The organism is Dokdonia ponticola (genome assembly GCF_042653865.1).
In the GTDB taxonomy this organism is placed as follows: domain Bacteria; phylum Bacteroidota; class Bacteroidia; order Flavobacteriales; family Flavobacteriaceae; genus Dokdonia; species Dokdonia ponticola.
In genome coordinates, this window is the sequence record NZ_JBHSFV010000001.1 from 285,490 (window position 1) to 306,984 (window position 21,495).

Consider the following 21,495-nt stretch of genomic DNA (forward strand, 5'->3'; position numbering starts at 1 on the left):
TAAACGCAAAATACCAGAATATTTTCGTAACTTAGCCATAGAAGTTCGCTGAGTGAGTTTCCAGTGGGTCATGGCGTGCATCCCACCAACTTTTATAAGTTTAAAGAGTAGTTGCTAAAAAGATAAGATATCTATACTAATACAATTGAAGATAATAGCTAAGCATATTAATTATTTCCTATTAGTCACAAAACTATTGATATTCACTCTGTTTGTTTACAATCTGATTGCAGCAATCATCGAAACCCAGAAGTATATTTATGTTTTTGGAAACAATAACGGAATTACCTCCTTATTTGATATACTTATCAATAAGCCGTATTTCCAACCTGCTGTATTTTTATTGATCCCAACAATTGGGGTTTTCTTGAAGAATAAAGTAGGGTGGATTTTCTTTATTTCGTATTTCTATTTTTTATTAAATGTTATCGTAAGCTCTATACCATATTTTTACAAATATTTGGATTACAGAAACGATTATCAAGTCATTTTAACACTTATCATTGCTACTGGGTTAATCTTGATAGCATTAATAAAAATGAATAAAAAGAATATTTATCTAACCAAATATAATATTCAGCAAAATCAAGATCTACTAGTAGTGTATAATACTATTGCATATATGATTGGCGCTTTCATGACCTCTTTTCTAGCTAGTATACCTAGAGTTTAGGCTAGAAAAAGCATCGTGACTAAGAACTGTATGTCTAGTGTTACACTGAGCCTGTCGAAGTGCAAAGTCGAAGTACGAAAGTGTGTTTCACATAACTCCTATCTGGCTTAGTACGCTTTCGCGAAAGCGTATACAACCAGCATTCACTCCTAAAACGTCTGTCCTTGCTTAGATTTTTAAAAATTAGTCGCTCTTAGGAATTAATTTTCGTTTTACTTTAGTACTTTGCCCTATGTAAACGTAGTAATGCCAATTTAACCATAAAATATCGCAATGTCAGCTTGTTCTTTTACATTCTAAATTCCTTACTCATATATTCCGTAGCTAAGGCTATGCAATAAAATCGTAGCGTCTTTAGAATAAAAAACAACTACGCCTTGGACACGACATTTTAAAATTAAATTGGTATAAGAGCGCTACCTACTATTCATCCTAACGCAAAACCATGCAAAACATTCAATTTCCTGTTCAATTCGAGTTTAAAATTTCTACACTTGCCAATGATTTTAAGGCCACAGACGCTAGTGGAAAAACAATCGCCTACGTCCGTCAAAAAATGTTTAAACTCAAAGAGGATATTCAAATTTATAGCGACGATTCAAGAACGAAAGAAAATTACAGAATCAAAGCTGATAAATGGCTAGATTTCTCTACAGCCTATTCTTTTTATAGTGAAGGAAACACCAAAAGTTTTGGGAAAGTAGTTCGTAAAGGATGGCGATCTATCTGGAAAGCACACTATCAAATCATTGATCAGCATGAGAAACAACAATACTCAGTGAGTGAAGAAAATGCATGGGTCAAAGTAGGAGATTCTTTACTTGGTGAAATCCCAATCTTAGGGATATTTACGGGATATTTATTTAATCCTTCCTATATCGTCGAGAATATGGACGGTAAACCAGTGATCAAATTAAAAAAACAAGCTTCTTTCTTTGGTAGAAAATTTGAACTCACAAAACTAGGCGAGTTAGATGCAGACGACGATGACAGAGTGATGTTAAGTCTCATGATGATGATTTTATTGGAAAGACGAAGAGGATAGTCTTTTTTAAAATATGCGCAATAACCTATGTACATTTAGTATTTCAAGCTGTAAGAATAAGAAAGGGTACACATGAAAGATTTTTTACAACTAAAGAAAAATTTAAAAAAAGACGTTTCTAACCTACCAACCATTAGAGTTTCTGTTTTGGGAGATACATCTACCCAATTCTTAACACAAGCTCTAAAGGGATTAGGATATGACCATGGGTATTATTTTGACATACAGGAAGCTGATTTTAATCAAATACAGCGGCAAGTGTATGACGCTTGTTCTGAGTTATATGCACACCAACCCGAAATCGTTATCCTGTTTCAATCGTCTCATAAACTATTAGAAAAATATAATAAAACTGCTCTCGAAGCGCATACACTACTTGCCTCAGATGAATTACAGGAAATAGAAAACCTATATCATCACCTCACAAGTAAGCTTGACACTACCGTCATTTACTATAACTACACCGAAATTGATGATGCTGTTTTTGGTAATTATTCAAATAAAATAGCCTCTTCATTTTTATTCCAATTACGAAAACTCAATTATGAGTTGATGTTATTTGTTGCTGAAAAACCAAATGTACATCTCGTTGATCTTTCTTCCATTCAAAATCACGTTGGAAAGACTCATTTTTTCCAACCTAAAATTTATATAAATACAGAAATGGTCTTGAGTATTGAAGTGTTGCCTAGGGTAGCTTCAAAAACGATTGATGTCATTAATAGTTTACAAGGAAAGAGTAAGAAGTGCTTGGTGCTTGATTTAGATAATACCCTATGGGGAGGCGTTATTGGAGATGATGGTATCGAAAACATCCAAATTGGTCATTTAGGTATTGGAAAAGCATTCTCTAAGTTTCAACATTGGGTAAAGAAATTGAAAGAGAGAGGCGTGATTATTGCCATTTGCAGTAAAAACACAGACTCAGTTGCCAAAAAACCTTTTGAGGAGCATCCAGATATGGTATTACGATTACCTGATATTTCTGTTTTTGTTGCCAACTGGGAAAACAAAGCAGACAACATTCGACACATACAACGTATTTTACAAATAGGATTTGATTCAATGGTATTCCTAGATGACAATCCGTTTGAAAGAAACATGGTAAGAGAACATATCCCTCAAATTTGTGTTCCTGAGTTACCAGATGATCCCGCAGATTATTTAGAATACCTATATAGTCAGCATCTCTTTGAAACGAATTCATTTTCAAATGAAGATAAAGAGCGAACAAAACAATATCAAATAAGTGCAAAAAGAGCCCGTAGTCAACAAAAGTTCACGAATGAAGATGACTTCTTACTAAGCTTAAACATGCTTTCTAAGGTGGAGCCTTTTAATGAATTTAATGCCCCTAGAGTCGCGCAACTCTCACAGCGTTCAAATCAGTTTAACCTTAGAACGGTACGTTATACGCACGCTGAGATCACGAAACTCAGCACTTCAAAAGAGCACCTTACATTCACATTTACCTTAGAGGATACATTTGGAGACAGTGGACTCGTGTGTGTTGTGATTTTAAAAAAGGAAAATGATCAGACATTATTTATAGATTCTTGGTTTATGAGTTGTAGAGTTCTCAAACGAGGAATGGAATGTTTTGTATTGAATACTATTGTCAATTCTGCAATAAAGAGTAATTTTACTACCATAAAGGGGGAATATATCCCTACGCTCAAAAATGAAATTGTAAAAGATCATTACCAAGATTTAGGCTTTAAAAAACAAGGTGAATATTGGGTAATCCATCTAGCAAACTATCCATTTAAAGATAGTTTTGTGACAAAAAAAGATAGTTTGTAATGACAAGAAGTGAATTATTAGAACAAATTAATGTCATTTTTAAAAATACGTTAGATAATGAAACATTAGTCATTGAAGAAACTACCAATGCAAATGATATTGATGAGTGGGATTCTCTAAGCCACGTCTTAATCGTCGTAGAAATTGAAAAACATTTTAAAGTACGGTTTACGTCAAGAGAAATTCGAGAATGGAATAGTATACATGATGTCCTCAATAGTCTAGAAGAAAAAGGCGCATGATTTTTAATTCACTTCCTTTTTTAAGCTTCTTTATCATCATATTTTTGATGTATTATGTAGTATTAAAAGGGAACGTTAAAGCTCAGAATCTACTACTATTCATTTCGAGTTACGCTTTTTATGGGTATGTAAACTGGAAAATGGTTCCGTTGCTATTGAGTGTAACGATCATCATTTTTTTCTTAGGGAAACTCATACATAAAACTACCGATTATAAAAAGTCTTCTTTTTACACTACCCTAGGTGTTTTATTTGCCGTAGGGCTTTTAGTGTATTTTAAATACGTTAATTTCTTTATTGATTCGTTTACATCTTTCTTAAACCATATAGGTCTAAAAACAGAAAGTTGGACATACACGATTATTGTCCCTCTAGGGATTAGCTATTTTTCGTTTAAATTAATAAGCTATATCATTGAAATACACCGCAAAAAAATAGAACCTAGTACTGATTTTATTACCTTCTCGACATACATCGCTTTTTTTCCTACCTTATTGTCAGGTCCTATAGACAACCCTTCTTTTTTTATTCCCCAATTACAAAAGAAACGATCTTTCGATTATTCACTGGTCGTAGATGGTTGTCGGCAAATTCTCTGGGGGTTATTTCAAAAATTGGTGATCGCAGATAATTTATCCCTTGTCATACATGAGATTTGGTCAGATATACCCAACCAAAGTGGCAGCACTTTAATGTTCACTGCTATGCTCTTTAGTGTACAATTGTACACTGATTTTTCAGGGTATTCAAATATTGCCATTGGCTTAGGAAAAACCTTAGGGTTTCACATTACTAAAAACTTTGATTACCCCTTCTTCTCAAGGAATATTTCAGAATTTTGGCGTAAGTGGCATATCTCACTAACATCTTGGTTGACAAACTATATATTCATTCCTTTAAACATCAAGTTTAGAGATCTTGGAACACTAGGAATCATTCTAGCGATCATGGTCAACATGTTGGTTGTTGGTATATGGCACGGAGCAAATTGGACATTTGTTATTTTTGGTTTGTACAACGGGCTCATTTTTATTCCAATCATTTTATCGGGTGCATTTTTAAAAAGAAAAAAAAATAAACGCACTAAATTCGGTTTACCCACTCTTGGTGATTTTTTTAAAATGATACGCACGTTCCTGCTTATCACCTTGGGGCTCATTTTTTTTAGAGCAGAGCATCTTCCAGATGCGTGGCTATACCTGAGGGGTGTTTTTAACACTTCCCTACTTTCGTTAGATGTTGTTCAAGATGTTATTATAAAAACCATAACTCCTTTAAGTTTCGCTTTACTGATGTTTGTCATAGAATGGTTTTATAGGGACACCTCTTATCCTCTTACTCGTTTTGGAATAAAGTGGGTTAGACCTCTAAGGTGGTCGCTGTATTCTTTTATTATTTTTGTAGTTATCGTATTCATGCAAACCGAAGAGACCCCTTTTATTTATTCCCAATTCTAAAGTGCTATGAAGAGGTTTATCAAGACATTACTATCCTTTGGAATATTTGCAATTCTCTTTTTTGTAGTTGCCTTATATCTATGGGGAAATAACTCGCACCCATTATTAAAATCAAATGTAATATATCAAAAAGGAACAACAGGCCATCTCAACTCACGCCTTAAAGAAGTAAAGGATATTAAAAACGTAGATCTTCTTTTCTTAGGATCATCGAGTACATATAGAGGATTTGATCCTAGACTATTTGAAGCCAATGGATTTTCATCATTCAACCTTGGCTCTAGTGCTCAAACCCCTATTCAAACAAAAGTACTGCTTAAAAGATATTTAGAAAGCACCAATCCAAAACGTATTATATATGCTATGAATCCAGAAGTGCTTTCTATGGACGGTGTTGAATCTGCGTTGGATCTCATCGCAAACGATACGTCAGATGCTAATTCTGCAAAAATGGCAATGACCATACACCATGTTAAGGTGTATAACACATTCATTTTTGCTTCGCTACAACAAGTATTTGGTCAACACATGAGCTATCAAAAAAAGAGTTCAAAAGGGATTGACACCTATATATCAGGAGGGTTTGTGGAAAGAGAAATGAAATATTTTGACCCAAAAACAGAAAAAAAACTGAAAACAAAAGATATCACTGTAAACTACAGGAAAGACCAATTAAAAGCGTTTGAAGACATCATCAACCTTATCCAAGCAAGAGATATTGAATTGATACTTATAAATGCCCCGGTGACGTCCTATGCTTACAACAGCTATACCCTAAAACAAAAAAAACAATTTGATGATCTCATGAGTTCGTATGCAGATTATATTGATTTTAATACCGTTTTAAAGCTACAGGATTCTTTGCACTTTTATGATCCATATCATTTAAACCAACATGGAGTCGAGCTGTTTAATAAAAAAGTAATTGAGATTATTAAACAATAGTATCTGAATACTGCAATTGACTAAATCATGCAAAATTTAAAACAACCACCTCTTCTAGGTGCTTGATTTTGTATACTTAATGACACAGAAAGAGTAAAAATCACCGGTCTACTTGAATCACCTCCAAATTATCGATTTTCCCAGCATCTACAGTAAACCGTAACATGGTGCGAACTTTATGAAAACCGTGCTTCCCAATCGCACCTGGGTTCATGTGGAGGAGGCCTAGTTTTTTGTCAGGTACTACTTTCAAAATATGACTATGTCCGCAAATAAACAGTTTAGGCGGATTGGCACGAATCGCTTCTCGAATGGCTGGCGAATAACGTCCTGGATAGCCCCCAATATGCGTAATCCACACATCCACTCCTTCACACACAAAACGGTTGTTTAATGGAAATTCCTGACGTGCATCAGTATCATCTATATTTCCAAAAACCGCCCGTAAAGGCTTTACTTTTTTAAGCGCATCGGTTACTTTTAAATCCCCAATATCACCCGCATGCCACACCTCATCTGCCCACTGTGCATGACCTAACATATGATCGTCAATATAACTATGTGTATCGCTGAGAAGAAGTATTTTTTTCAAAAGATAGATGTGTAAGATGTCACGGTTAGCTATTCAAAATATCCTAACCAATTAATTTGTTTTTTATACGCTTTCGCGAAAGCGTATATTTGTTCAAAAATAAGACACTTTGCGGTATTTTATACAACTATCTTACAATGGAACTCCCTATCACGGATGGCAACGTCAACCCAATGCGGTTACCGTGCAACAAACCATTGAAGAAGCCCTGTCTACGCTTTTGCGAACGCCTATAACCATTATGGGAGCTGGCAGGACGGATACGGGAGTACACGCTCAAATGATGTATGCGCATGTAGATATACCGCACGAAAGTGATCCTAAAAATCCTAACGAAACTTTGGAGGGCGCTGTACCCGCTTTCGCGAAAGCGGACCTAACAACACTCACCTACAAACTAAATAATTTTTTACCACCCAGCATTGCTATTCAAGACATTTTGCCTGTAAAAGAAGATGCGCATGCACGGTTTGATGCGACGTACAGATCTTATGTATACAGAATACATTCACACAAAAATCCGTTTACACAAGAGCGGGCTTTTTATTATAAAATTCCGCTAGATCTGGAACGTATGCAAGAAGCATCAGAGATCTTAAAAACCTATACCGATTTTGAGTGTTTTAGCAAGTCAAATACAGATGTCAACACCTATCTTTGTGCGATCAAAGAAGCTAAGTGGTCACAGGTGGATAATGAGTACCATTTTACCATTACCGCAGATCGGTTTTTGCGTAATATGGTAAGAGCCATTGTGGGTACCTTGGTAGCAATAGGACAAGGTAAAAAACCAGTTTCTTGGATGCATGAAGTGATTAAAGGAAAAAATAGAAGTCTCGCTGGCGCTTCAGTACCAGCATACGGGTTATACCTTATCGATATTGGATACCCTAAACATATATTTATTGACTAATGGCAGATAGTAAAGGAAAAGCATTTGACACAAAACTCTTTAAGAGATTATTGCGATTTGCAATACCATATAAGTGGCAATTGTATGTAGCTGCTATTGCTGCTATCCTACTCTCTGTATTTGCGGCCCTAAATCCTTTTTTTATGAAGGATGCTATCGATATAGGGATTACGCAAAAAAAACCTGAAAGCCTTATTTTCTTTATCACCATGATGGGATTAGTCCTTTTGGGACAAGTGATTTTTCAACTGTTATTTATTTATTTTTCTAATTGGATCGGACAACAGGTGATACGCGATATTCGTGTGAAACTGTTTGAGCATATGCTTCAATTTAAAATGCAGTATTATGATACTTCTGCCGTGGGGAGACTTGTGACACGTGCTGTGGGAGATATAGAAACTATTGCGAGTATTTTTAGTCAAGGACTCTTTATGATCATAGCAGATTTACTCAAAATGGGTGTTGTTTTGGGATTCATGTTTTGGGAGAGCTGGCAATTAACCCTTATCGTTCTTGCTGTTTTTCCAGTAATCCTTTATGCGACTAGAGTTTTTCAACGCGCTATGAAAGTCGCCTTTGAAGAAGTCCGCACACAGGTATCTAATTTGAACACATTTGTTCAGGAACGCGTGACAGGGATGAAAATCGTACAGATTTTTAATAGAGAGAAGATAGAGCATGAAAAGTTTAAAGCCATTAATAAAAAGCACATGGATGCTTGGAATAAAACCGTATGGTATAACTCTTTCTTTTTTCCTATTGCCGAAATGTGTACCTCTATCACTATTGGACTTGTGGTTTGGTATGGAGGACTGCACGTAGCAGAATCTGAAGCTATTACGTTAGGTGTTATTACCGCTTTTATAAGCTATATTCAAATGCTATTTACACCTCTGCGCCAGATAGCAGACAAGTTTAATACGCTTCAAATGGGTATGGTCGCTGCAAATCGCGTCTTTAAAATTCTTGATACCAACTCTCAAATTATAGATGTAGGAACCAAAGAACTTAAAAACGTCACTGGTAAAATTACATTTGATAATGTACGTTTTAGTTATGTTGCAGGTGAGGAAGTATTAAAAGGAGTTTCTTTCACCGCAGAACCAGGACAAACCATAGCGATTGTCGGGTCTACAGGAGCTGGGAAATCGACTATTATTAATTTATTAAGTCGTTTTTATGAGATAGATAGTGGGCGTATCACTATAGATGGCACTTCTATCGCCGATATCAAATTAAAAGAATTAAGAAAAGAAATAGCTGTCGTATTGCAAGATGTATTTTTGTTTGCAGATTCTATTCTAAATAACATTACTCTTAATGATCCTTCTATTTCAGAAGAAACAGTGATTGCCTCTGCAAAAGCGATAGGAGTGCATAAATTTATTTCTAGTCTGCCTGATGGGTATCATTATAACGTAAAAGAACGTGGTGCGATGCTTTCTAGCGGTCAGCGACAGCTGATTGCTTTTTTACGTGCCTATGTAAGTAATCCTTCCATATTAATTCTAGATGAAGCTACCTCTTCTGTAGATTCACATAGCGAGCAACTTATTCAAAAAGCGATTGGTAAAATCACAAAAGGGCGTACTTCTATTGTTATTGCACACCGTCTGGCTACGATTAAGAAAGCAGATCTAATTATGGTCATGGATAAAGGAAGAGTGGTTGAAAAAGGAACTCATAAAGAACTTCTTAAAAATGAAGGGGGGCATTATCAGGCGCTTTACGAAGCACAGTTTACTGAGATAGCCACTTCTCCATGAGCCAGCCAACACGTACTTATTGTTCACGATAGGTAACAAGAGTAATCTCTTCGGATTTTCCACGTAAGTGGACTTTTCCTATGATCTCTTTTTCAAGTCCATTTGGTAATTTATAAACAATATCGGCAAATTCACTTGAGGTAAGTATATCAACACTATTTTCATTACAACATGCTTGAATACGTGCTGTGGTATTAAGTACATCCCCAGAAAAAGCAATATCGCGTTTGATTTTTCCTAACTCTCCTACCATGACAGCTCCATAATGTAACCCCACTTTAAATGTGGGTACAAAACCATATTTTTTCAGATAATAGGCTTCTTTTTTTACTATAGCATCACGCATTCTATAGAAACAGCGTAGCGCGTTTGCTTTTCGAAGTCCGTTTTTCATTTTCCAAGTAATCACTACTTCATCGCCCACATATTGATAGACTTCTCCTTTACTCTTTTGTATGGGAGACGCAATATCATTAAAAAAATCTTTGAGGAAATGGAAATATTTTTCTTCGCCTATGGCTTCAGCAATTCCTGTAGCATTTCTAATATCAGCAAACATAAAAATACGACGTTCACGCTTAGGGCTAAAATATTTCCCTTTTAGATAATCTGGAAAAACACCAGGACCATACTTATCGTTAATCATAAAAACAATCACGGTTCCTAACACGATAAATAGCCAGATAATAATGTTTTTTATGAATAGCCAGCCTACAAAAAACAACTTAATCTCGGCTATTACTTCTTTGCTATGAAAAGGTTTACCAATATAATCACTATAAAAAAAGGCGCTTCCTATCAAGCTGACAATAGCTGCTACCACTATGTAAGTCAATGCTATAATAATAAGCGCTTTCCCAAAGGCATACTTTCTAAGACTCCACTCCATCAGGTTAAGTGTGAACGTGCCTCCTATAAATCCTGCAATAATGGAAACTACAAGATTTGCTGTAAAAGCTAGCGTAAAATCAAAATCTGATGCTAAGGCATTGTTGTCAAGTAATGTTAAGTATTCATAAAAAAAAATCGCATTAGAAATAAGGACCCAAGCAAAGAGCACCCAAAAAGCTCGTTTTGCGTAGTACCAGAATTCTTCTTTAGAAAATGTAGTCATTCTTATTTTTATTGCTTTCGCTACTACCTGCCGTCAGGTAGGAGCGAAAATAGTATTACCGTATACTATCTTTTACAACTTTGATAGCTCCTTTAATAGTGTCTCCATTAATAGAATCTTTGGCAACTTGGGCAGCTTCTCTTACTGCTTTTTGTGCCTCAGCTTGTTCTTTCATAAATTTTATAAATTCTATATCTGTACCAGCACCTGTCTTCATTGCAACAAAACTTAGAATCACTACAACAATAAAAAACACAAAGAATATCGAACCAATCAACAAGCAAAAGAGCCCTAATTTTAAAATGGTATTTCCAGCATCCAACTCAAACAAACGCTTTAGCACAAAGGTCATATACCCTATAAGAATGAATATTGATACAAAACTAAATATTTGATATAACGTCTGATTCCATATAGTGAGTAGTGATAATGTCGTTGTGATTAATGAGATATGTGAATATCCATACAGGTAAATTACAAAATGTTCTACAAGATTATATTTTTTATAATTCCAAAAGACAATTCTAGAAAATATAGCAAGCACTGGAATCATGGTAAAATAGACTACAGACTGGTATTCTATTACTTTTGTCAACATTTTAGAAGTAAACGATTTTTGAAGCTCTGCAGCATCTCCGGTATAAAAACTTGTCTGCGCTTGAATCATGTCTTCCAAAAACCAGTTTTTTACTATAAAAGCAAAGACTCCTGCAAATGCAATAGCGATTGCAAAGTAGCTAAAGGCAGTAAGGTATTTTTTGCGCATTCCCTTCATGTAGCCTCCTATGACATCTTCCGGCTTTCTGAAAAGCGTTAAAAAAGTTCTCAAAAAGGCGTTTTCAATATTCAAAAAGCGATCAACAAAATCTTCAAAAAGATTACGCCATGTAATACGATTGTATACACGCTTTCCTCCGCAATTAGGACAAAACCGTTGATCTAATGCAAGTGGTTCATTACAATTAATACAAGTATCACTTACTTCAAGAAGTTCTTGTTTACGTTTTGCTACGTTTCCCATAGGGATATGATTTGATCCGTTAGTGATGACAAGGTAAGATAATGTGTTTAGCTTCCAAAAAGTAAAAGGGTATCCTTGACACTTTTTGTTAATTGTCTAATACTATCCATACGAATACTGTCTTTTGCTGCCTTGGCAGCTTCTTTTACAGCTTTTTGGCTTTCTTTCAACGCTTCCAATTTTTCTATAAATGTATCAAAAGCACCTATTTTAAAGAGTATAAAGCTACTTAAACCGAAAAAAATTGTGCCAATTACACCAGACACAACAAGAAAAAGCAATGTTTTTAATACTATTTTTTTTATGGTTAAATCAAAAAGGCGCATTAATACATAAGCGGTATATCCCACATATAAAAATGATAATACAAAACTAACCATGACTTGTAGAACATCTGACCAGATAAAGACTATGGATGCGACAGAGGCAATAATTTGTGTGTGCGAGTACACATATAAATAAATCACCACATGCTCTATAAAATTATACTTTTTATAATTCCAAAACACAACTATTGAAATCAAAGCAAATAATGGGATTGTAGTGAATGTAACGATGGATTGATACTCAAATATCCAATTAACCACATCCATCACAGCATCTAGATCTGGGGTATTGTTAGCTTTCGCAGACTCTTTAAGCAAGGCATCATCAAGAAACCATTTTCTAAAAACAAAGGTAAATAAACTTGTAACAGTAAGAGAAATTGCAAAATAACTAAAGGCAGATAGATAGCGTTTACGCACACCATCTATATAGCCCCCAATAACATCTTCAGGTTTTGTAAAAAGAGCGAAAAATGTTCTTAGAAAGTTATTTTCAATATTTAGAAAACGATCTGCAAAATCTTCAGTAAGATTACTCCAGTTTAACCGATTGTACATACGCTTTGCGCCACAACTTGAGCAAAAGGCTTGATCTAAATTCAATGGAGTGTCACAGTTTTTACACCGATCAGAAATGGTAGGAAGCTGTTCTTTCTTCTTTTCTTTTTTCTTCTTCTTTGGTTTTTCAGATACTGTTTCTTCTGGGAGTAGTTCTTCTTCCATATACTTAACTTAAATCTGACGTAATTAATTCACGCAACTCATCGATTGTTTTGTAGTGTACAAACTCTCCATTTTTCACATAACTGATCTCTCCAGACTCCTCACTTACGACTAATGCTAGTGCATCTGTTTTCTCTGTAATACCAATCGCAGCTCTATGCCTCAGTCCAAAGCGTAGTGGGATTTTTTCTTGTGTAACTGGTAAGATAACTCGCGTAGCTGTTATGGTATTATCTTCTATAATCATAGCGCCATCGTGAAGTGTAGAGTTTTTATAAAAAATACTTTCAATAATAGGTCTATTCACAGCAATGGACATCGCATCTCCAGTTGCTTTTACAAACTCTAGACTTGTGGTTCTTCTAATAATAATAAGGGCTCCCGAGCGGATTTTTCCCATATTGACACACGCATCTAATATCGCATTGACATCTATCTCTAAAATTTGATCATTTTTAGAAAACTGGAAGCTTTTAAAAACGCCTTTACCTCTCGCTAAATTAGCACTTCCAATCATTAATAAAAACTTACGGATTTCTTGTTGAAAAACAACAATCAACGCAAACATTCCTACCCCTATAAATTGTCCAAGAATGGTACTGAGCATCTCCATTTTTAATAACACGGTAAGTTGCCATATCAAATAGATCACCACAATCCCAATAAATATATTGATCGCCACAGTTCCTTTGACTAGTTTATAAACATAGTAAAGCAGCGTGGCGACTAAGACAATGTCTATAATGTCAAAAACTCTAAAATTTTCAAATATTTCCAAGAAAAATGCTTTGTAGTAAAAGTAAAGGAAAAAATGACATCCCAAAACTCAGGGCAAAAAAAAACCGTTTTTAGTGGACTAAAAGCGGATCTTATTGTATTTCTCCATAGAAGTGGTTTGCGTTACGACTTGTATTTTATGATTTCCATTTTATCCCACAACCCATACTCGGTTTCTGGATCATTGTTTGAGGTCTACTATTAAATACATTATCTAATGCCTCTCTCAAATCACGACCATTCACTGGAATTCCATTCCCAGGTCTTGATGCGTCTAACTGCCCTCGATACACCAATCGATCATCAGGACCAAAGAGATAAAAATCAGGCGTACAGGCAGCATCATAAGCCTTTGCAACTTCTTGGGTTTCGTCAAATAGATACGGAAATGTAAAATAGTTTTTACGGGCATTTTCCCACATAGCCGCTGGGCCATCTTGTGGATAGGCTACAATATCATTACTACTTATAGCTACAAAACCAAACCCTAATACTCGATAATCATTTGCAACACGCACAATCTCATCAATTACATGAACAACGAACGGGCAGTGATTACAAATAAACATCACTACGGTACCACGTTCTCCCTTAATATCCTCATAACTAAACACATTATTTGTAATCGCATCTATTAGTTTAAAATCGGGAGCTTTTGTACCTAGCTCAATCATATTAGAAGGGGTCAGTGCCATAGGATGTCGTATAAATTAAATGGTTGTCTATTTGTGTCTTAAAGATACACAATGATTTGACGCAAAATTAGCAGTATTGTTACGTTTGTGATCACCTTTTTATTTTTGTATAAACTCAACTATCTAACTTCTATTCTTGCTGTATACGCTTTCGCGAAAGCGTAAAAAAGCCACTTCCCAAAAGTAGGAAGTGGCCCTTAACTAGTATATCATTTTTATAAGATACCCGTCTTCACGGGTACTATTTAATCATTCCGTACGAACGGTTGATGAAATTAGTAAGTTCCTCACCCTTTAAAAGGTTTTGAGAAAGCTTCGCTAGGTCAAAAGATTGTTTGATTAAACGTTCTTTCTTTTTAGCAGTTTTGGTATTTAAAATTTCTGAAACTAACTCATGATTCGCATTGACTACGAGGTTGTACATGTCTGGCATAGCTCCCATACCAAACATACCACCGCCACCGCCGCTTTTCTGCATCTCTTTCATACGACGCATAAACTCAGGCTGCGTGATGATAAATGGAGCTGCATTACTATCCATCGCTTCCATCTGTACAGTATATGAGCTATCTGCAATTGCTTCTGTAATTACTGTTTTCAGCGTTTCTTTGTCCTCGTCAGAAAGTTTACTGATCTGTGTCTCTTCTTTTTTGATTAGGTTATCTATATGATCCCCATCTACACGTACAAAAGAAACATTTTCTTTAGTCGTTTCAATTTTCTGGATCAAGTGACTTACAATCGGAGAGTCTAATAAAAGCACCTCATATCCTTTATCTTTTGCACTTTGAATATAGGCGTGTTGCGCATCTTTGTCACTTGCGTACAAAACAACTAACTTATCGTCTTTATCCGTTTGTGAGTCTTTTATTTTTGTTTCTAGCTCTTCCCAAGTAAGATACGTATCATCTACTGTGGGATATAGTGCAAACTTGTCTGCTTTTTCAAAGAACTTCTCTTCAGAAAGCATTCCGTATTCAATCACTACTTTGATATCGTTCCACTTCTTTTCAAAATCTTCGCGATCATTGGTGAATAGAGATTTCAGTTTATCTGCAACTTTACGCGTAATGTACCCAGAGATTTTCTTTACGGCACCGTCTGCTTGTAAATAACTACGAGATACATTCAACGGAATGTCTGGTGAGTCAATCACCCCTCGAAGCATGGTTAAGAAATCAGGTACAATTCCTTCTACATTGTCTGTTACAAATACTTGGTTTTGATATAACTGGATGCGATCTTTTTGCACATTCATATCCTGCCCAAGCTTAGGGAAATATAAAATCCCCGTAAGATTGAATGGGTAATCTACATTAAGGTGTATATTAAAGAGAGGCTCTTCAAACTGCATCGGGTATAACTCCCGGTAGAAGCTCTTATAATCTGCCTCTTCAAGATCTGCAGGTTGTTTTGTCCACGCTGGCGTAGGGTTATTAATAATATTATCTACTTCTTGTGTTGGTGCAGGGTCTTCTTCTTTTGCCCCTTCTGGCTTTGGAAGTGTTTCTGTTTTTGTACCAAACTTAATAGGTACAGGCATGAATTTGTTGTACTTGGTTAAAAGCTCAGTAATACGTTTTTCTTCAAGAAACTCTGTGCTGTCTTCTGCGATGTGAAGAATGATTTCAGTTCCTCTTTCTGACTTATCTGATGCTTCTAGTGTAAATTCTGGAGATCCATCACATGTCCAATGAGCTGCAGGTTCGTCTTTATGAGACTTTGTAATAATCTCTACTTTTTCTGCTACCATAAATGCAGAATAGAATCCTAGTCCAAAATGACCAATGATTCCTGCATCTTTTGCTCCATCTTCATATTTGTTTAAGAATTCTTCTGCTCCAGAAAACGCCACTTGATTGATATACTTCTCAACCTCTTCTGCCGTCATCCCAAGACCTTGATCTATGATATGAAGTTTTTTTCCTTCTTTATCTACTTTTACTTCAATAATAGGATTTCCATACTCGACCTTAGATTCTCCTATACTAGAAAGATGCTTTAATTTAAGTGTAGCATCTGTTGCGTTTGAGATTAATTCTCTAAGGAATATCTCGTGATCACTGTATAAGAATTTCTTAATTAGTGGGAAGATATTCTCTACCGACACATTAATTTTTCCTGTTGACATATTTTTATTTTTTGACAATTAGTTGTTTGGGTAGAGACTAGACAAAAAAAATACCAACTTACTGAATATGACAAGATGACATCATAAAAAACACAAGAGCCTGAAATAACAGCGTATTTCAGGCTTTTGTATTTATGAAAGAGAAAGTTTACTCCGTATTTTATTTATGCTTGTCCGGTTGGCCCAAAGTTTAGAGGAATGGGTTGCTTCTCATAATCTTTGATTTCACCATGTGCATTTTCAAAACGTTTGATATTTTCTGCTAATGCTTTGGTCAATCTTTTTGCATGCTGGGGCGTCAGGATAATTCTAGATTTCACTTTACTTTTTGGCGTTCCCGGCATAATATTTACAAAATCAACCACAAATTCTGATACCGAGTGATTGATAATAGCAAGATTAGAATAGGTTCCTTGAGCAATAGCTTCATCCAATTCTATGTTGATTTGTCCTTTTTTATTCTGAGGTTTTTTTTCGTCTGCCATCCTATATGTATTTTCGCGAAGGCGGAAATCTCATCCTACCTATCGCTCTGTTATTATTTTACAAATTTGATTTAACGATTACCCTAAAATCTTTTGAAACTTCAAGGTGGAAATCGTATTCAGTCTAGAGTGATCATTACTTATACCATTTACCAATTGAATTTACTGTAATAAAACACCCTTTTTTCCTTTCTATTTCACAAGAAAAAAGAAACCGTAGCTTAGGCTATGCTTTAGTTTTCTTTCTCATATAAAGAAAAAAATCATCGTTTTCTTTTCCAGTAAATTCAATTAATAACTAGTATTAATTCACGCTTTTTTGTCAATCGCGATTACTAAATATATAGACTCCCGTCTTTACGGAAGTGTTTTATTAAAAAATCCCATCTTACAGTATGCAAGATGGGATTGTTATTATGAATTAGTGCGCTTTCGCGAAAGCGTACTAGTTATAATTTACTTCTTGCTTTTCAGCCATCATATTCTGTAAATCTTCTTTGCTTCCTACGATAATCTTATCATAGCGACGCATTCCTGTTCCTGCTGGTATTTTATGTCCAACAATTACATTCTCCTTAAGACCTTCTAAGGTATCAATTTTACCGCTTACAGCAGCTTCGTTTAATACTTTGGTTGTCTCTTGGAAAGAAGCCGCAGAAATAAATGATTTTGTTTGAAGTGATGCTCTCGTGATACCTTGAAGGATTGGCGATGCAGTCGCTGGAGATACATCTCTAGCAACAACAAGGTTTTTATCTTCTCTTCTTAGTATGGAGTTTTCATCTCTAAGTTCACGTGGAGATACAATCTGACCTGGTTTAAGGTTTTCTGATTCTCCTGCATCCTCTACTACTTTCATACCGAAAATAGCATCATTTTCTTCAATAAAATCTGCTTTATGCACTAATTGATTTTCTAGGAAAATCGTATCTCCCGGATCTTCAATACGTACTTTACGCATCATCTGACGTACAACTACTTCGAAGTGTTTATCATTGATCTTCACCCCTTGTAAACGATATACTTCTTGTACTTCATTTACTAAGTATTGTTGTACAGCCGATGGACCTTTTATGTTTAAGATATCGTTTGGTGTCACCGAACCGTCAGAAAGTGGCATACCAGCACGTACATAATCATTTTCTTGTACAAGAATCTGATTAGATAACTTCACTAAGTATTTCTTTACTTCTCCTAATTTTGACTCAACGATAATCTCGCGGTTACCACGTTTGATCTTACCAAAAGAAACAACACCATCTATCGCTGATACTACGGCTGGATTAGAAGGGTTACGTGCTTCAAATAATTCTGTTACACGTGGAAGACCTCCTGTAATATCCCCTGCTTTTGCAGACTTACGAGGAATCTTAACAAGAATCTTTCCTTCTTTTACTTTTTCACCATCATCAATCATTAAGTGAGCTCCCACAGGTAAGTTGTAAGAACGAAGTGCCGTACCATCTTTATCTTCGATAATTAAGGTAGGTATCTTTTTCTTATCTCTAGATTCTGAAATCACTTTTTCTTGGAAACCTGTCTGTTCATCAGTTTCTACACGGTATGTGATACCCTGCTCGATACTTTCGAATTTAATTTTTCCAGAGAATTCAGAAATAACAACTCCATTAAACGGATCCCATTTACAAATCACTTCACCTGCCTTGACAGTTGATCCAGACTCTATAAAGAGTTGAGAACCATAAGGGATGGTATTTGTACTTAATGTGATTCCTGTTTTAGGATCTGTTACTTTAGCCTCTGATGTACGAGAAATTACAATGATGGCATCATTACCTTCATTATCTGTTCCATTAACAGTCTTAAGATCTTCTATTTCTAATTTACCAGGGAATTTTACAATAACATTACTATCTTCAGAAACACCTCCTGCTACCCCTCCAACGTGGAATGTACGTAGTGTAAGCTGTGTACCTGGTTCTCCAATAGATTGTGCTGCAACAACACCTACAGCCTCTCCCATTTGTACTGTCTTACCAGTAGCTAGGTTACGACCATAACACTTCACACAGATTCCTTTTAAAGCTTCACAAGTAAGAGCAGATCTTACTTCTACGCTTTCAATAGGAGCAGCTCCAATCGCGTTTGCAATGTCATGTGTAATTTCTTCTCCTGCATGTGCGAGAATTTCATTTGTAAGCGGGTTAATAACATCATTTAAAGATGTTCTACCTTCTATACGGTCTGAAAGTTTCTCTATAACCTCTTCATTTTTCTTAAGTGCAGAAACTTCTACTCCTCGTAAAGTACCACAATCATCACTGTTAATAATAACATCTTGTGATACATCTACAAGACGACGTGTTAAGTATCCTGCATCTGCTGTTTTAAGAGCGGTATCTGCAAGACCTTTACGAGCACCGTGAGTAGAGATAAAGTATTCAAGAATTGAAAGTCCTTCTTTAAAGTTAGATAAAATCGGGTTTTCAATAATAGCTCCTCCTCCATCATTCGATTTCTTAGGTTTTGCCATTAATCCACGCATCCCTGTAAGCTGACGAATCTGTTCTTTAGATCCACGAGCTCCAGAGTCAAGCATCATATACACCGAGTTAAATCCTTGTTGATCTTCACGGATACGCTTCATAGATAGTTCTGTAAGCGTAGCGTTTGTTGAAGTCCAAACATCAATAACTTGGTTGTAACGCTCTGTATTTGTAATAAGACCCATATTATAAGATCCTGTAATCACATCTACTTGATCGTTTGCCTCATCAATCATTCCTTGTTTCTCTGCTGGAATAATAATATCTCCTAATGAGAATGATAACCCTCCACGGAATGCATATCCATATCCCATCGTCTTGATAAGGTCAAGGAACTCTGCCGTTTGTGGTACACTCGTTACTTTTAATATCTTTCCGATAATATCACGCAATGACTTTTTAGTCAATACTTCATTAATAAAACCTGCCACTTCTGGCACTGCCTCATTAAATAAAACACGACCTACAGTAGTGTCTATCACTTGATATGAAAGTTCTCCCTGATCATTATAATCTAAAGCGCGTACTTTGATCATCGCGTTAATGTCAACACGCTTCTCATTATAAGCTATTGTTACTTCTTCTGCAGAGTAGAAGGTTATTCCTTCTCCTTTTACATGAAACTCAGGAGTCGATTTTCTGGCCTTTGTCATATAGTAAAGACCTAATACCATATCCTGAGACGGTACTGTTACTGGTGCACCGTTTGCAGGGTTTAAGATATTATGTGAAGCAAGCATTAATAACTGTGCCTCAAGAATCGCTTCTGGCCCTAATGGTAAATGTACCGCCATTTGATCTCCGTCAAAATCGGCGTTAAATGCTGTACAAACCAATGGGTGTAACTGTATTGCTTTTCCTTCAATAAGTTTAGGTTGAAATGCTTGTATCCCTAAACGGTGAAGTGTAGGAGCACGGTTCAAGAGTACTGGATGTCCTTTAAGAACATTTTCCAGAATATCCCAAACAACAGGCTCTTTTTTGTCTATTATTTTCTTTGCAGATTTAACCGTCTTTACAATTCCTCTTTCAATTAATTTACGAATTACAAAAGGCTTGTAAAGCTCAGCAGCCATTCCTTTAGGAAGACCACATTCAAATAATTTAAGCTCAGGTCCTACAACAATTACCGAACGTGCAGAGTAATCAACACGCTTACCTAGTAAGTTTTGGCGGAAACGTCCTTGCTTTCCTTTTAAAGAATCAGAAAGAGATTTTAATGGTCTATTACTATCTGTTTTTACTGCAGATGACTTACGCGTGTTATCAAAAAGGGAATCTACAGATTCCTGTAGCATACGCTTTTCATTACGTAAGATAACCTCAGGAGCTTTGATTTCCATCAAACGCTTCAAACGGTTGTTACGTATAATCACACGACGGTAAAGGTCATTTAAATCTGAAGTCGCAAAACGCCCTCCATCTAGTGGCACCAATGGACGCAATTCTGGTGGAATCACCGGAACTACTTTCATGATCATCCACTCTGGAAGATTCTCGCGGTTTTTATTTGCATCACGTAAAGCCTCAACAACTTGAAGACGCTTAAGAGCTTCTGTTTTACGTTGTTTTGACGTTTCGTTATTAGCTTTGTGACGTAAGTCATAAGATAAACTATCTAAATCTATACGTCTTAATAACTCAATAAGACACTCTGCCCCCATCTTTGCGATGAATTTGTTAGGGTCTGTATCATCAAGATATAAATTCTCTTGTGGTAAGGTGTCTAATATGTTAAGGTATTCTTCTTCTGTAAGGAAGTCCATTTTTTGCAATGGTTCTCCTTCTTCATTAGTAGCAATACCTGCTTGAATAACTACATAACGCTCATAATAGATAATCATATCAAGCTTCTTAGAAGGAAGCCCTAATAAATATCCGATTTTGTTTGGTAAACTTCTAAAATACCAGATGTGAGCTACAGGAACCACAAGACTAATGTGTCCTACACGATCACGACGTACTTTTTTCTCAGTTACCTCTACCCCACAACGGTCACATACGATTCCTTTGTAGCGTATTCTTTTATATTTTCCACAGGCACACTCGTAATCCTTTACAGGACCAAAAATACGCTCACAGAACAACCCGTCACGCTCTGGTTTGTGCGTACGATAGTTGATAGTTTCTGGCTTTAAAACTTCACCTTTTGAAGCTCCCAAGATAGACTCTGGAGAAGCAAGACCAATTGAGATCTTGTTAAAGCTTTTTTGAGTTGCATTATCATTATTTCTTGCCATAATTCAATGTATGTCGAATTAATTAAAATTGTGTTGT

Annotated in this window: 17 protein-coding genes; 8 read left to right on the plus strand and 9 right to left on the minus strand. The window is 35.8% G+C overall.

Annotation, left to right across the window (positions count from 1 at the left end; all coding sequences use genetic code 11):
• The first annotated feature begins 145 nt into the window (after positions 1 to 145).
• The 6 genes from ACFO3O_RS01315 (at position 146) to ACFO3O_RS01340 (ending at position 6,165) form a co-directional block, all read left to right on the plus strand.
• A complete protein-coding gene (locus tag ACFO3O_RS01315) occupies positions 146 to 673 on the plus strand; it encodes a hypothetical protein (RefSeq protein WP_379976728.1) in 528 nt (175 codons plus the stop codon).
• A gap of 445 nt (positions 674 to 1,118) precedes the next feature.
• Positions 1,119 to 1,718 (plus strand): LURP-one-related/scramblase family protein, encoded by a 600-nt coding sequence (locus ACFO3O_RS01320; RefSeq protein WP_379976729.1) that lies wholly within the window; start codon positions 1,119 to 1,121, stop codon positions 1,716 to 1,718.
• Positions 1,719 to 1,790: 72 nt separating this feature from the next.
• Positions 1,791 to 3,521 (plus strand): HAD-IIIC family phosphatase, encoded by a 1,731-nt coding sequence (locus ACFO3O_RS01325; protein WP_379976731.1) that lies wholly within the window; start codon positions 1,791 to 1,793, stop codon positions 3,519 to 3,521.
• On the plus strand, positions 3,521 to 3,763 hold the full coding sequence (locus ACFO3O_RS01330) for an acyl carrier protein (protein ID WP_379976732.1): 243 nt from the start codon (positions 3,521 to 3,523) through the stop codon (positions 3,761 to 3,763). The genes ACFO3O_RS01325 and ACFO3O_RS01330 overlap by 1 nt, the downstream gene beginning before the upstream one ends.
• Positions 3,760 to 5,220: an MBOAT family O-acyltransferase gene (locus ACFO3O_RS01335; RefSeq protein WP_379976734.1), complete on the plus strand. Its 1,461-nt coding sequence runs from the start codon at positions 3,760 to 3,762 to the stop codon at positions 5,218 to 5,220. The genes ACFO3O_RS01330 and ACFO3O_RS01335 overlap by 4 nt, the downstream gene beginning before the upstream one ends.
• Before the next feature lie 6 nt (positions 5,221 to 5,226).
• On the plus strand, positions 5,227 to 6,165 hold the full coding sequence (locus ACFO3O_RS01340; protein ID WP_379976735.1) for a hypothetical protein: 939 nt from the start codon (positions 5,227 to 5,229) through the stop codon (positions 6,163 to 6,165).
• A gap of 100 nt (positions 6,166 to 6,265) precedes the next feature.
• Here ACFO3O_RS01340 and ACFO3O_RS01345 read toward each other — a convergent pair whose 3' ends face one another.
• A complete protein-coding gene (locus tag ACFO3O_RS01345; RefSeq protein ID WP_379976736.1) occupies positions 6,266 to 6,757 on the minus strand; it encodes a metallophosphoesterase family protein in 492 nt (163 codons plus the stop codon).
• Between the two features lie 109 nt (positions 6,758 to 6,866).
• Between ACFO3O_RS01345 and truA the strand changes: the two genes are divergently transcribed.
• Both truA and ACFO3O_RS01355 read left to right on the plus strand, forming a co-directional pair.
• The gene (truA, locus tag ACFO3O_RS01350) at positions 6,867 to 7,670 is read left to right on the plus strand and encodes a tRNA pseudouridine(38-40) synthase TruA (RefSeq protein WP_379976737.1); all 804 of its coding nucleotides are present in this window, start codon (positions 6,867 to 6,869) and stop codon (positions 7,668 to 7,670) included.
• Positions 7,670 to 9,439, plus strand: a complete 1,770-nt coding sequence (locus ACFO3O_RS01355; protein ID WP_379976738.1) for an ABC transporter ATP-binding protein — start codon at positions 7,670 to 7,672, stop codon at positions 9,437 to 9,439. The genes truA and ACFO3O_RS01355 overlap by 1 nt, the downstream gene beginning before the upstream one ends.
• A 16-nt stretch (positions 9,440 to 9,455) precedes the next feature.
• On the opposite strand, the gene ACFO3O_RS01360 is transcribed toward ACFO3O_RS01355, so the two are convergent.
• From ACFO3O_RS01360 to rpoC, 8 genes are all read right to left on the minus strand, one after another.
• Positions 9,456 to 10,553, minus strand: a complete 1,098-nt coding sequence (locus ACFO3O_RS01360; protein WP_379976739.1) for an adenylate/guanylate cyclase domain-containing protein — start codon at positions 10,551 to 10,553, stop codon at positions 9,456 to 9,458.
• Between the two features lie 55 nt (positions 10,554 to 10,608).
• The gene (locus tag ACFO3O_RS01365; RefSeq protein ID WP_379976740.1) at positions 10,609 to 11,574 is read right to left on the minus strand and encodes a DUF3667 domain-containing protein; all 966 of its coding nucleotides are present in this window, start codon (positions 11,572 to 11,574) and stop codon (positions 10,609 to 10,611) included.
• A 47-nt stretch (positions 11,575 to 11,621) separates the two neighbouring features.
• Positions 11,622 to 12,623, minus strand: a complete 1,002-nt coding sequence (locus ACFO3O_RS01370; RefSeq protein ID WP_379976741.1) for a DUF3667 domain-containing protein — start codon at positions 12,621 to 12,623, stop codon at positions 11,622 to 11,624.
• Positions 12,624 to 12,627: 4 nt separating this feature from the next.
• Positions 12,628 to 13,401 (minus strand): diadenylate cyclase, encoded by a 774-nt coding sequence (locus ACFO3O_RS01375; RefSeq protein ID WP_379976742.1) that lies wholly within the window; start codon positions 13,399 to 13,401, stop codon positions 12,628 to 12,630.
• A gap of 136 nt (positions 13,402 to 13,537) precedes the next feature.
• Complete coding sequence (locus ACFO3O_RS01380) at positions 13,538 to 14,095, minus strand: thioredoxin family protein (RefSeq protein WP_379976743.1); 558 nt, start codon at positions 14,093 to 14,095, stop codon at positions 13,538 to 13,540.
• A gap of 241 nt (positions 14,096 to 14,336) precedes the next feature.
• On the minus strand, positions 14,337 to 16,226 hold the full coding sequence (gene htpG, locus ACFO3O_RS01385; RefSeq protein ID WP_379976744.1) for a molecular chaperone HtpG: 1,890 nt from the start codon (positions 16,224 to 16,226) through the stop codon (positions 14,337 to 14,339).
• A gap of 164 nt (positions 16,227 to 16,390) precedes the next feature.
• Positions 16,391 to 16,711, minus strand: coding sequence for a DUF3467 domain-containing protein (locus tag ACFO3O_RS01390; RefSeq protein WP_379976746.1), 321 nt, complete (start codon positions 16,709 to 16,711; stop codon positions 16,391 to 16,393).
• 445 nt (positions 16,712 to 17,156) lie between these two features.
• Positions 17,157 to 21,458: a DNA-directed RNA polymerase subunit beta' gene (gene rpoC, locus ACFO3O_RS01395; RefSeq protein ID WP_379976747.1), complete on the minus strand. Its 4,302-nt coding sequence runs from the start codon at positions 21,456 to 21,458 to the stop codon at positions 17,157 to 17,159.
• Positions 21,459 to 21,495: the final 37 nt, after the last annotated feature.

What these genes read in the sequence shown, in the direction of transcription:
- ACFO3O_RS01370 (WP_379976741.1), bottom strand. Translation starts at nt 12,623, where the DNA reads ATGGAAGAAGAACTACTCCCAGAAGAAACAGTATCTGAAAAACCAAAG.
- ACFO3O_RS01325 (WP_379976731.1), top strand. Translation starts at nt 1,791, where the DNA reads ATGAAAGATTTTTTACAACTAAAGAAAAATTTAAAAAAAGACGTTTCT.
- ACFO3O_RS01320 (WP_379976729.1), top strand. Translation starts at nt 1,119, where the DNA reads ATGCAAAACATTCAATTTCCTGTTCAATTCGAGTTTAAAATTTCTACA.
- htpG (WP_379976744.1), bottom strand. Translation starts at nt 16,226, where the DNA reads ATGTCAACAGGAAAAATTAATGTGTCGGTAGAGAATATCTTCCCACTA.
- ACFO3O_RS01330 (WP_379976732.1), top strand. Translation starts at nt 3,521, where the DNA reads ATGACAAGAAGTGAATTATTAGAACAAATTAATGTCATTTTTAAAAAT.
- ACFO3O_RS01380 (WP_379976743.1), bottom strand. Translation starts at nt 14,095, where the DNA reads ATGGCACTGACCCCTTCTAATATGATTGAGCTAGGTACAAAAGCTCCC.
- ACFO3O_RS01340 (WP_379976735.1), top strand. Translation starts at nt 5,227, where the DNA reads ATGAAGAGGTTTATCAAGACATTACTATCCTTTGGAATATTTGCAATT.
- ACFO3O_RS01335 (WP_379976734.1), top strand. Translation starts at nt 3,760, where the DNA reads ATGATTTTTAATTCACTTCCTTTTTTAAGCTTCTTTATCATCATATTT.
- ACFO3O_RS01360 (WP_379976739.1), bottom strand. Translation starts at nt 10,553, where the DNA reads ATGACTACATTTTCTAAAGAAGAATTCTGGTACTACGCAAAACGAGCT.
- ACFO3O_RS01390 (WP_379976746.1), bottom strand. Translation starts at nt 16,711, where the DNA reads ATGGCAGACGAAAAAAAACCTCAGAATAAAAAAGGACAAATCAACATA.
- ACFO3O_RS01355 (WP_379976738.1), top strand. Translation starts at nt 7,670, where the DNA reads ATGGCAGATAGTAAAGGAAAAGCATTTGACACAAAACTCTTTAAGAGA.
- rpoC (WP_379976747.1), bottom strand. Translation starts at nt 21,458, where the DNA reads ATGGCAAGAAATAATGATAATGCAACTCAAAAAAGCTTTAACAAGATC.
- ACFO3O_RS01365 (WP_379976740.1), bottom strand. Translation starts at nt 11,574, where the DNA reads ATGGGAAACGTAGCAAAACGTAAACAAGAACTTCTTGAAGTAAGTGAT.